Source organism: Brevundimonas sp. (assembly GCF_036677305.1).
Lineage (GTDB): Bacteria > Pseudomonadota > Alphaproteobacteria > Caulobacterales > Caulobacteraceae > Brevundimonas.
This window is the reverse complement of sequence record NZ_JAKFEB010000156.1, coordinates 1-9389: the sequence shown is the minus strand read 5'-3', so window position 1 is coordinate 9389 and position 9389 is coordinate 1. Positions and strand designations below refer to the sequence as shown.

Annotated in this window: 11 protein-coding genes; all 11 read right to left on the bottom strand. The window is 70.4% G+C overall.

All coding sequences use genetic code 11. The features are described 5' to 3' along the window. On the bottom strand, nt 1–1353 hold a 1353-nt coding region (gene ftsH / locus V6M42_RS08880; protein ID WP_332678246.1), incomplete at its 3' end, for an ATP-dependent zinc metalloprotease FtsH. A 42-nt stretch (nt 1354–1395) separates the two neighbouring features. Further along, nucleotides 1396–2625, bottom strand: coding sequence for a tRNA lysidine(34) synthetase (locus V6M42_RS08875; RefSeq protein WP_332678245.1), 1230 nt, complete (start codon nt 2623–2625; stop codon nt 1396–1398). 116 nt (nt 2626–2741) lie between these two features. Next, complete coding sequence (locus tag V6M42_RS08870) at nt 2742–3632, bottom strand: tetratricopeptide repeat protein (protein ID WP_332661268.1); 891 nt, start codon at nt 3630–3632, stop codon at nt 2742–2744. A gap of 63 nt (nt 3633–3695) precedes the next feature. Further along, on the bottom strand, nt 3696–4247 hold the full coding sequence (gene pal / locus V6M42_RS08865) for a peptidoglycan-associated lipoprotein Pal (protein ID WP_332661314.1): 552 nt from the start codon (nt 4245–4247) through the stop codon (nt 3696–3698). Nucleotides 4248–4372: 125 nt separating this feature from the next. Next, entirely contained in the window at nt 4373–5737 is a 1365-nt protein-coding gene (gene tolB / locus V6M42_RS08860; protein ID WP_332661269.1) for a Tol-Pal system beta propeller repeat protein TolB, read from the bottom strand. Between the two features lie 103 nt (nt 5738–5840). Then, nucleotides 5841–6212, bottom strand: a complete 372-nt coding sequence (locus V6M42_RS08855) for a hypothetical protein (protein ID WP_332678244.1) — start codon at nt 6210–6212, stop codon at nt 5841–5843. A 12-nt stretch (nt 6213–6224) separates the two neighbouring features. Beyond that, nucleotides 6225–7013, bottom strand: coding sequence for a hypothetical protein (locus V6M42_RS08850; RefSeq protein WP_332678243.1), 789 nt, complete (start codon nt 7011–7013; stop codon nt 6225–6227). Nucleotides 7014–7017: 4 nt separating this feature from the next. Next, entirely contained in the window at nt 7018–7488 is a 471-nt protein-coding gene (locus tag V6M42_RS08845) for an ExbD/TolR family protein (protein WP_332661275.1), read from the bottom strand. Between the two features lie 3 nt (nt 7489–7491). Further along, nucleotides 7492–8238, bottom strand: a complete 747-nt coding sequence (gene tolQ, locus V6M42_RS08840; RefSeq protein WP_332661277.1) for a protein TolQ — start codon at nt 8236–8238, stop codon at nt 7492–7494. A 155-nt stretch (nt 8239–8393) separates the two neighbouring features. Beyond that, nucleotides 8394–8843, bottom strand: a complete 450-nt coding sequence (ybgC, locus tag V6M42_RS08835; protein WP_332678242.1) for a tol-pal system-associated acyl-CoA thioesterase — start codon at nt 8841–8843, stop codon at nt 8394–8396. Then, entirely contained in the window at nt 8840–9214 is a 375-nt protein-coding gene (locus V6M42_RS08830; RefSeq protein WP_332678241.1) for a hypothetical protein, read from the bottom strand. Before V6M42_RS08830 ends, ybgC begins: the two co-directional genes overlap by 4 nt. Nucleotides 9215–9389 lie beyond the last annotated feature (175 nt).

The following is a 9389-nucleotide window of genomic DNA, read 5'->3' as shown; positions in this document are numbered from 1 at the left end:
GCCGCGCGGGACGATGGTCGCCTTGTGCACGGGATCGGCCATCTTGACGTTCATGGCGACGATGGCGTGGCCGCCCTCGTGATAGGCGGTCAGGCGGCGCTCTTCCTCGTTCATGGCCATGGATTTGCGCTCGGCGCCCATCATGACCTTGTCCTTGGCGTCCTCGAAGTCGCGATGGGTGACCATGCGACGGTCCTTGCGGGCCGCCATCAGGGCCGCCTCATTGACCAGATTGGCCAGATCGGCGCCCGAGAAGCCGGGGGTGCCGCGGGCGATGGTCTTGACCACCACGTCCGAGGCCAGCGGCACGTCCTTCATGTGGACGCGCAGGATCTTCTCGCGGCCGTTGACGTCGGGGTTCGGCACCACGACCTGACGGTCGAAGCGGCCGGGACGCAGCAGGGCCGGGTCCAGCACGTCGGGACGGTTGGTGGCGGCGATCAGGATGATGCCCTCATTGGCCTCGAAGCCGTCCATCTCGACCAGCAGCTGGTTCAGGGTCTGCTCGCGCTCGTCATTGCCGCCGCCCAGACCGGCGCCGCGGTGACGGCCGACGGCGTCGATCTCGTCGATGAAGATGATGCAGGGGGCGTTCTTCTTGGCCTGTTCGAACATGTCGCGCACGCGGCTGGCGCCGACGCCGACGAACATCTCGACGAAGTCGGAGCCCGAGATGGAGAAGAAGGGCACGCCCGCCTCGCCCGCGACAGCGCGGGCCAGCAGGGTTTTACCCGTACCCGGAGGGCCGACTAGCAGGGCGCCCTTGGGGATCTTGCCGCCGAGCTTCTGGAACTTGCCCGGGTCCTTGAGGAAGTCGACGACCTCCTGCAGCTCCTCCTTGGCCTCGTCCACGCCGGCGACGTCGTCGAAGGTCTTGCGGCCCTTGTGTTCGGTCAGCAGCTTGGCCTTGGACTTGCCGAAGCCCATGGCCCCGCGGGCGCCGCCCTGCATCTGGCGCATGATCAGCACCCACAGGCCGATGATCAGCACGAACGGCAGCAGGCCGATCAGGGCGCTGACCCAGATCGACTGGCGCGTGCTCTTGGGATCCACGATCGCGCCGGTTTCAGCGATGGTGTCCAGCAGGGGCGCGTTGGGCATGGGGGTGGTGACGGTAAAGACGCGGTTGTCCTTCAGCGTGACCTTCAGGGTTTCGCCCCGGGATTCGACCTTGGCGATGTCGCCCTCGTTCCGTTCCTTCAGGAGGTCGGAGTAGGTCATGTTCTGCGGCCGCTCCGCCGCGGCCTTTCCGGTCGCGGGCGCGGCGATGCCGCCCGGACGGCTCATGGCCACATAGAAGGCCATGGCGCCCAGGATGATGACGCCCCAGATGGCGAAATTGCGCAGGTTCATGCTCGTCTTGTTCCTCGGGCGCGGAACGCCCTGTCACTGATGTCAGGTCGAAAATAGGGGCTTCCGGAGCGTTTCGCCATCGAAGACGGCGCCCAGGTCCCTTTCGTGCGTCATTCGGTCCAGCGCGAGCGCCAGTCTCTGTTCGACCAGCGACCGCGCCCTCGCCGTCGTCCGTGCAAGAACCGGGGCGCCGTTTTCGTTCCGGATCAGGACAGGTTCGCCGGCGCGGGCGGAGGCCGGCAGGGCTTTCAGGACCGCCCGGTCGGCGTCGGACAGGGCGGCCATGCGGCCGGCGGCGGGGACGACGGACCAGCCGGCTTCGGAGGTTGTGATGGCCCAGCGGCCGTCCCAGACCGCCTCGACGCCGGGTGTGAGCGGCAAGGGCGGCGGCGGGCGGCGGGCCAGTTCGCCCGGCTCCCGGCGGATCGTGACGCGATCGGCTGCGGCCTCGATGCGGGCGCCGCAGAGGGTAGCGGTGAAGGATTCGCCGGCGTTGAGACGGGTCAGGAGCGCGGCCAGCCGGTCGCCGCGCGGGGGGCGGTCTCCCCCGCCGGCGCAGACAAGGGCGGCGGCAAGGGCGCGGGCCGTGACGCCTCGATCGATCTCAAATGATCCCTCTCCCATCGGGAGAGGGCTTGAGCGCACGGCGGCGGAGCCGTCGTCCTTGCGCTCAAGGGTGAGGGTCGGCTGGTCCGGGGCGGCTTCGCCGCTTCCCCTGTCGACCCTCATCCGGCGCTGCGCGCCACCTTCTCCCAACGGGAGAAGGGAGGTCCGTGCGCGGCTCCTCGCATATGTCGGATCCTCATTGGCCGGATCGTCGATCCATTCCGCTCCCTGCCCAGCCAGCCAGTCGCGCACTTCGACCCTGCCTGCGTCCAGCATAGGCCGCAGCAACATCACCCCCCGCCCCTCCGGCCAGGCAGGAGACGGCGCCCACTCGCGCAACCGGCCCAGCGTCGAGCCTTCTTCCCGCATCACCTCCCCCTCGGCGATGTCGTCGGCGGTGTGGGCGAAGAGGATCACCCGCGCTCCGACCTCACGCGCCGCATCAGCGATCAATCCGTGGCGAGCGCGGCGGGCGGCTGCGGGCAACCCCTTGGTTGGCTTCGATCCGGTCCAGGTCAAACCGCGCCAGTCCGCGCCCGCATCACGCGCGGCCTGTTCGGCGAAGGCGGTCCAGCCGGCGCTGTCCGGGCTCAGGCCGTGGTCGACCGTCAACGCCAGCAGACGGCGACCGTTCTCGCGCGCCCAGTCGGCGGCGAGGCGCAGCAAGGCGATGGAGTCGCCGCCGCCCGACAGGGCCAGGGCCAGCGGATGCCCGACGTTGCGCTCCAGCCGGGCGGACAGGCGGTCCCTGACCGGCGCGGTCCAGTCCTCGGGCGTCGGAGTCAGCCCGGCCGCCGGGGCGGCGTGGCCGCGGGCGCGGCGCAGCCGATGCGGGTGCGGGCCTCGGTCGCACGGGTGCGCACCGCCGGGGTCGCGGCCTCGGCGTAGCGGCGCGTGAACTCGGTCAGGGCGGTGCAGGCCTGGGTCTTGCGGTCGGTCGCGTTCAGCGCATTGGCCAGCTCCAGCGTGGTCGCCGGGGCCCAGGGCGTCGTCGGCCAGCCGCGCAGGGCGGCGGCATAGGCCGAGACGGCGCCGGCGTGATCGCCGGCCGAGACGCGCAGGTCGCCCAGACGGCTGTTGGCCTCGGCCGCCTGCGGCGTGTCGGGCCAGGCGGCGATGACGGTCTGCAGGGCGCGGTCGCCGCGGGCCGGGTCGCTGGCGGCCAGACGGGCGGCGGCGGTCAGGTCGCGGGCGGCGTCGCCGGTCGGCGAGGTGGTCGGGATGGGGGCGTTCAGCTCGGCCTCGCGGGCGGCGGCGGCCTCCATCGCCCGGACCTTGCCCTCGGCGTCGCGGACCCGGGTGGTCAGGGCCGAGTTATCGCGCTGGACCTCGTCCAGCTGGAAGGTCAGCCGCTCGAGGTCGGCGTTCACGCGCTGGACGGTCGATTCCATATCGCCCAGACGGCGGTCCATCAGCCCCACGCGGCCCTGCAGCGCCACGACTTCCGCATCGGGTTCGATGATCACGGGCTGGCCGGCGGCGTTGCGCTGGGTCACGGCCCGCTCAAGGCGGCGGACGTTGCGGTCCAGCTGGTCCAGCCGGCGCTTGTCCCACTGGATCGGCTCCAGCGGCGTGGTCTGGGCCACGACCGTCGTGGTCCCGGCGATCAGGATCACGCCCAGGACCGAGACCAGGGCGTTGCGGGTGCGGAGGGCGGCGGGCAGCTTCAGCATGGTCTTCAGTCGTCCCAGGGTCTCCCGCCCCGCCGCGGGTGCGACGGGGCGGAACAGTCGTAGCTAGCGCGTCGCGCCCGAGACGATGGCGGTGTGGGCGTTGCGGTTGCGGGCGAAGGCTTCCTCGGTCGAACCGGCCGCGATCGGGCGTTCCTTGCCGTAGCTGATCGTGTCGATACGGCCGGCGTTGACGCCGCGCTCGACCAGATAGGTGCGGACCGATTCAGCGCGACGCGCGCCGAGGGCCAGGTTGTATTCGCGGGTGCCGCGTTCGTCGGCGTTGCCCTCGATGCGGACCGTCACGTTGGGATAGCGCTGCAGCCAGGCGACCTGGGCGTCCATGCGCGGATAGACTTCGGGGCGCAGCTGGTAGCTGTCGAGATCGAAATAGACGCGGTCGCCGACGTTGACGACGAAGTCCTGTTCCGAGCCCGGCGCCGGGGCGCCGACGGTCCCGCCGGTGATCGGGGGATTGTTGTCGCGGTACTGGTCGTTGTTGACCGGCGGCACGGTGTCGCCGGCGGCGGTCTCGACGGGCTTGCGCGGGGTGCAGGCGGCGATGGCGGTCACGGCCAGACCGACGGCGGCCAGACGGACCAGGTTCGAGGGCTTCATCATCGGATCGTCTCCTTGGGGTGAGGCCGCGGCCTCCAGCTTGGCTATAAAAGGTTGCTACTGACGCGCCACTCGTTTCACCAGCCGCGATAACGCGGGAGTGAGCCGAATGGCTCCGCTTGTGATCAGGTGGGGCAGCCGTCCGGGCCGCCGCCGCCGAGGTTGGAGGGCTGTTCGTCCAGCAGGGGCGACCACGCCGGGTCCGAACCGCGGCCGTTGTAGCCGGCCTGGGACACCACGCGGCCGGACAGGTCGACGGTCCACAGCCGGGTGTCGCCGCCCGGGCTCTGGCGCGCGAACATGATGTAGCGGCCGTTCGGGGCCCAGGACGGGCCCTCCTCGAAATAGCTGGACGACAGGATGCGCTCGCCCGAGCCGTCGGGCCGCATGACGCCCGTCGAGAACCGGCCGCCGCCCTGTTTGGTGAAGGCGATCAGGTCGCCGCGCGGGCTCCAGTTCGGGGCCGTGTACAGGCCGCCGCCCCGGGCGATGGCGCGCTGGCCGGTGCCGTCGGCGCGCATGACGTACAGGCGGGCGCTGCCCGACCGGTCCGAGGTGAAGACGATCTGGCTGTTGTCGGGGCTGAACGAGGGCGAGGTGTCGATGCCCGGATCGGTCGTCAGGCGCCGCGTCTGGCGGCTGGACAGGTCCATGACATAGACGTCGGTGTTGCCGCCGCGGATGATCGAGAAGGCCATCTTCGTGCCGTCGTTCGAGAAGCGCGGGGCCAGCACCTGGCCGTCGAACTCGCCGAGGCTTTCGCGCCGCCCGGTCGACAGGTTGTACAGGTAGATGCGGCTGTAGTCCTTGCCCAGCGCCACATAGGTGATCTCGTTGGGGTCGCTCAGCGAGAAGCGCGGCGACATGATGATCTCTTCGCCCTGGGTCAGATAGACGGGGTTGAACCCGTCCTGGTCCGAGATGGCGAGGCGCGACAGGCGGTTCAGCTGGGTGCCGCTTTCCGAGACGAAGACCACGCGGCTGTCGAACAGGCCGGTCTCGCCGGTCATGCGCTGGTAGATCAGGTCGGCGATCTTGTGGCCGATGCGGCGCCACTGCTCGGGCGTGGCGGTGAACTGGTACGAGGCCAGCTGGCACTGGCGATAGGGGTCGTACAGGCGGAAGCCGAAGTCGTTGCGGCCGTCAGGCCGACGCGTCACCGCGCCGTACAGCACCGCCTGGGCGCCGATCGAGGTCCACTGCGGGAAGTTGGGCGCATTGGCCAGGGTCAGGCCGGTTTCGACGAAGCTGGCCGGATCCATCGGCTCGAAATAGCCCGAGCGGCGCAGGTCGGCGCGGATGACGTTGCCGAGATCCGAACCGTTCTCGCCGTCGAAATTGACCACGGCGATCTGCACCGGGCGCAGCACCCCCTGATCGATCTCGACCTCGACGGGGTCGCCGGACTGCGGAGGCGGGGTCTGGGCCGTGACCGAGGTCGCCGCCATCGCCACGAGGGCGACGCTCGCCAGAAGTCGGTTCAGTCGCATCAGGGGCTCCCGCAGTTCAGACGTACGCCGGTCCTTATCGCCAGACCGTGCGCATAAGGCCAGCATGGCCGTGATTGGGGCGACTTTCAGGCCCTGTCACGCTTCATCTGACGTTTGTGCAGACACGGTCGAGACGAAAGTTCGGGCGATACCGGCCGCCGGTGAAACCTTCCGGAACGCCGAAGGGCTCGGTGTCCCGAAGCGCCTTCAGGGCGCTGGCGGCCGCGGCCCGGTAGGCAGGGGTGTCCTGCGGACGCACCAGCACCGGTTCGCCGACGAACCGTCCCGTGCGGTCCAATTCGACATCGATCACGACGCGAAGGGTTGCAGCGCCCGGCGGATCGCAGGGGACATGCCAGTTCTTGTAGGTTTGGCTGAACAGGGCGCCGCTCGCCGCCGGGCTCTCCGCGGGGGCGCGGGCCGGCCCCTCCTGCGCAGGGGCCATGCCGAGAAGCAGGACGATCAGGCCGAACATGGCGGGCGCCGGTTACCGGTTGGCGCAGGCGCGTTCCGTCACAAAGGTCGGCCGGAAAGGCCCGCCGGGGAAGCCTTCGGGCACGTCGAACGGTGCGGTCTGGCGAATCGCCCGCACCGCCCCGTCGGCGGCGGCGCGCCACACCGGGTCGGACTGGGCCCCGATCAGCGTCGGGCCCGAGGTGATGCGGCCGCGCGCGTCCAGGGTGACGTCCATCTGGATGCGCAGGTTCCGCGCCCCGGGGATGTCGCAGGGCAGAATCCAGTTCGGATAGACCTGGTTGAAGATGGCCGTGATCTGCGGACCGGTAGCGCGGGGCGCCGCGCCCTGCCCCTGCTGGCCGGTGGCCGGACGCGTGCCCGGACGGGTCGCCGGGCGCGCGGGGCCGGCGAGGGCGTCGAGGTCCAGCGTTTCCTCGCGGCGCGGCGGGGTCGGACGCGGCGGCGTGGGCCGGGGCGGCTGGGTGCGCGGCGGGGTCGGGCGAGGAGGGGTCGGGGCCTTCTTCACCGGGGTCGGCGTGGGCAGCGGCGGCGGGACCGGTCTCGGCTCGGGCGGCGCGGGCGCGGGTTCCGGCGGCGGAGCGACCGGCGCGGTCGCCACGTCCTCAGTCACCAGTTCCTCGCTCGGATTGTCGGCGGCGGCGGCCTCGATCACGACGTCCGAGACGATCGAGACCGGCACGGCGTTGGCGATCGGGCGCGGCGCCGCCTTCGGCGCGAACAGGCCGACGGCCAGCACGAGGGCGATGACGCCCCCATGCACCAGAAACGAGCCGATCAGGGCCGGGCCGGGCCGTTCCAAGGCGTCAGCCCTCCCCGCCTGATCCTGAAGACTGGGCCGAGGTGTCGGTGATCAGGTTCATCTTGGTGAAGCCGGCGCCCGACAGACGCGCCATCACCCGCGCCACGGCCTGGTACGGCGCGCGGCCGTCGGCGCGGACGAAGACCGGCTTCTCGCGCGCGCCCTCGCCGCCTTCCTGGGCCACGGCCAGGATCAGACGGTCCCACGGCACCTCGCTGTCGGCGACGAAGATGGCGCCGTCGCGGTCGATCGAGACCACCACCGGCTCCTGATTGGTCTCGACGGCGCTGGCCTCGGTCTTGGGCAGTTCGACCTCGACCCCGGTCGTCAGCAGGGGCGCCGAGATCATGAAGATGATCAGCAGCACCAGCATGACGTCGACCAGCGGCGTCACATTGATCTCGCTCAGCGGGCGCTTGCGCGCCCGTCTGCGGCCCCGGACGTGTCCGCCCCCGCCGCCGCCCGCCATAGCCATGGCTCAGAGCTCCCGACGGCTGTGATCGCCCGTCACCGGCGGCGAGGACGGCGCGGTCGAACCGCCCAGACGGCGCGCCACGGCGGCCTGCAGGTCATCGGCGAAACTCTCCAGCCGGCCGGTGAACTTGCCCGCGTCGATCGAGAATTTGTTGTAGGCGATATAGGCCGGGATGGCGGCGGCGAGGCCCAGCGCCGTGGCGAACAGGGCTTCGGAGATCGCCGGAGCCACGGTCGACAGATTGGTGTTGCCAGACAGGGCGATGGCTCCGAAGGCGTTCATGATGCCCCAGACCGTGCCGAACAGGCCGATGAAGGGCGAGGACGTCGCCACCACCGACAGCACGCCCAGACCGTTCTCGACCCGCTGGCCTTCGCGGGCGATCAGGCTGTCCAGCGCGCGGTCGATCCGCGACATCAGCAGATTGGCGTGGTTCTCGGTCAGCGGGCCGCGCGTGCGGGCCTCGCGCCAGTCGGCCAGGGCGATGACCAGCATGCGCGGCAGGGGGTGGGCCGGGTTGGGCCCCGCCTGGGCGGCGATCTCCTCGAGCGACCGGCCCGAACCGACGTCCTGTTCAAAACTGTTCGCCTGACGGTTCAGCGCCGAGAACCGCACCGCCTTGTCGATGATCACGGCCCACGACCAGAGGGAGGCGACCGCCAGTCCCAGCATGATGGCCTGGACGACGATGTCGGCCGTCAGGAACAGGGTCACGGGGTTGATCATCGAGGCTTCGGCGGCGGTGGTCATCGGAATCCTTCCGTCTGTCCGTCCCTGTGCACCGGACGGGCGTGGCGGTTATGTGGCGTTAGGGCCGGGCGCGAATCCGACTCTGCCGAGGTGTAGCCGCCGCGTCACCCGTCTGCACCTAACAGGTTCGCAATGTTGTGAAGCTTCGCCCGGTATCAGGCGTCGGGCGCCAGCCAGGGACCGATCTTCCCGACCAGGGTCTTCGTCGGTCGCCGGGGCCGGCCGTCCATATGGATGCAGACGACCTCGACCTCGGCCCGGCACAGCACGTCCCCGCCCCGCGTCACGGCCTGCGAGATCAGCAGGCGCGGCCCCTTCACCGCGTCATAGTGGGTCCGCACCACAAGGGCGTCGTCGATCCGCGCCGGCTTGAGGAAGGTCAGCTGCATCTTCGTGACCACGAAGGCCATGGGCTGGTCGCCGTCCAGCAGGTCGGCGTGGCCGATCCCCATCAGCCGCAGGCAGTCGGACCGCCCGCGCTCGAAATAGCGCACGTAGTTGGCGTGATAGACCAGGCCGGTGAAGTCGGTGTCCTCGTAATAGACCCGGACCGGCAGACGATGTTCGCGGCCCTCGAAACGGCCGGTGGTGGGCAGGTCGGTCATGGATTGGCCGGCGGCGGCTTGGGCAGGTTGGGACAGTCGGCGCGCAGCATGGCCTGGAATTCCGTCGCCAGGGGGTCGTCGCTCATCATGATCCGGTTGGGCCGCGAGATGAAACTCCACGCCCCGGCCTCGCCGCGCCGTCCCACATAGCCGCAGACGACGCGGCCGCGCCCTTCGTCCAGCAGGCGGATTTCGGCCGTTCGGCCCAATTGTTCGCGGGCCTGACGCAGCACCCGGCGTTCCGGGGCCTCCTCGGTGAAGCCGGGACGCGACGCCTCGATCGCCTTCCACAGGATCACCGCGCCCAGCAGCAGCACCGCGGCGCCCAGCACTGCGATCAGCCGCTCGGTTCGGATCGCCCTTCGCGCCATGCCGTCTCCTTCGAACGGAACATGACGGGGTTCGGCGATTGCGTGAAGAGCCCGCCGGGTCGAAGGAATTATTTGGAGCCGAACAGTCCGCCCTGTTCCGGCGCCCTCGGCGGTTCAGTCAGGCCGAGATGCGCATAGGCCCTGGCGCAGGCCATCCGTCCGCGCGGCGTGAGCT